Source organism: Belnapia rosea (genome assembly GCF_900101615.1).
GTDB classification, from domain to species: domain Bacteria; phylum Pseudomonadota; class Alphaproteobacteria; order Acetobacterales; family Acetobacteraceae; genus Belnapia; species Belnapia rosea.
In genome coordinates, this window is record NZ_FMZX01000097.1 from 1 (window position 1) to 1816 (window position 1816).

1 protein-coding gene is annotated in these 1816 nt (G+C 64.9%); it reads left to right on the plus strand.

Annotated features, from left to right (window positions below):
- Nucleotides 1–333 precede the first annotated feature (333 nt).
- Nucleotides 334–1233: a DMT family transporter gene (locus BLR02_RS28185; RefSeq protein ID WP_090665492.1), complete on the plus strand. Its 900-nt coding sequence runs from the start codon at nucleotides 334–336 to the stop codon at nucleotides 1231–1233.
- Nucleotides 1234–1816: the final 583 nt, after the last annotated feature.

Consider the following 1816-nt stretch of genomic DNA (forward strand, 5'->3'; position numbering starts at 1 on the left):
CTCGCGCCGAACACTAGCGTATTCGGCACGATCCTGACGACTGTCACGGCCTGACCGCTACGCCGCAGAAGTCAGAGAGGGGGTGGGGAATTACTCCTGTCACGCTGAGCACGATTGCCGTGCTGCCGCTCCTCAGCATGATCGCCGAGGATCCCTCCACGTAAGTGCTTTGACGGATCGCCACAGGCGGTGGACCACAAGCCCCGGTCAGCCTACCGTCGGATCAGTCCCGTTTGGTGCGTTGGCACCAGGGTGCCTCCTGTTTAAGGCGGTTAGGATGCAACACCCGCCCACGCTTCTCCAGCGACGCCGCAGACGCGACGAGCCAGCCGCGTGACCTGGCTACTGTTGCTCATCGTCTGGCTCTGCTGGGGGCTCAGCTATCCATTCATGGCCTGGACGCTGGAGGCCGTGGACCTGATCACCGCCCGCCTGCTGGCCAATGCCGGTGCCGGGACTCTGCTGCTATTGCTCTGCCTGCGTGTCCCAGGCCGGCGCATCCTGCTCTACCGGGATGAATGGTACGGCGTGCTCACACTCAGCCTGATGATCATGGTGGTCTTCCCCTTCGCGCTGATCGCCGGCGTGATGTTGATCGGGCCGGGGCAGGCTGCCATCCTGAACTACACCATGCCGCTCTGGGCCTCGGTGCTCGCGGTGCCAGTGCTGAGGGAGCGGCTGGACCGCCGCACCCTGATGGCACTCGGCCTCGGGCTCGCCGCCGTGCTGCTGGTGCTGGCCGGCACCACGGGGCCCGAGGGCGCGAGCGGCCTTGGCGTGGCGCTAGGTCTAGCGGCGGGTGCCACCTTCGGCGCCGGCACGGTGCTCAGCAAGAAGTTGCGCTTCCGCAGCCCCGTGCTTCTGATCACCGCGTGGCAGCTGCTGCTGGGAACCCCGCCAGCCATTGCCGTGTGGCTGGTGCTGCACGACCACACCTACCTGCACCCGGATGCGGGGCGCGGGTTGTTCGGCCTTTTCTACATGGTCGTCTTCGCCAATGCGCTGGCCTACGCCGCCTGGTTTCCTGTGGTGGGGCGGCTGAAGGCCAGCGTCGCCAGCCTCTCCCTACTGGTGGTGCCCTGCATCGGCGTCGCCAGCAGCGCGGTCCTCGTGCAGCGTGCGTTTGGCCCCTATGACGTGGCGGCCCTGGCCTGCGTGCTGGGTGCGATCGCCCTGGTGGTCCGGCGGCCCAAGGCACCGCGAGCAGTGGAGACGCATCAGCAGGCCGACTGAGCGGTGTCTGTAGTCCTGCCAAACACAAGGGTGCCGTCGATATGGACGTGGATGGCCTATCGGGGCTCCACAACGGGAGAGAGCTTGGGGGCGGAGAAAGGGCATTTGCCCACGGCTTCGACCGGCAGGCGGTCGCCATGCTGAATAAGGTGCCGGTATCCCGTCCGAAAGTCGTGTAATCTCAATGCAGTAAAGCTTGAGGGTTAAATCGCCCTACCCTCAAGCTGCAGAGACTCTCCGGCATTCCGGAGACAAAACCCGGCTCCGTTCCGCAGTCAAACCATCAAGGTTGCCGCAGAAACCCCGGCCAAACCTGCGCCTCAGCGCGGTGGTCCGGTTAGGAGAGACAGGTTGTGTGGAGGCCGACTGGAGCAGCGGTGGGAACTGGGGAATGAAAGTCTCTGGGCAACGGGCAACGGGGAGTCAGCGGATGGACAGGAAGCGATAGCCATGGGTGAAGGTATGGTTAACCACGACGGCCCTGGTCGGTAATTACCCACCCCCCTTGCGCGGGAGTGGGTTGGCTGATTCGATCCTGGCATGCGACGGGACGAGCTTGAGCACCTGAGCAAGGCAGAGCTGA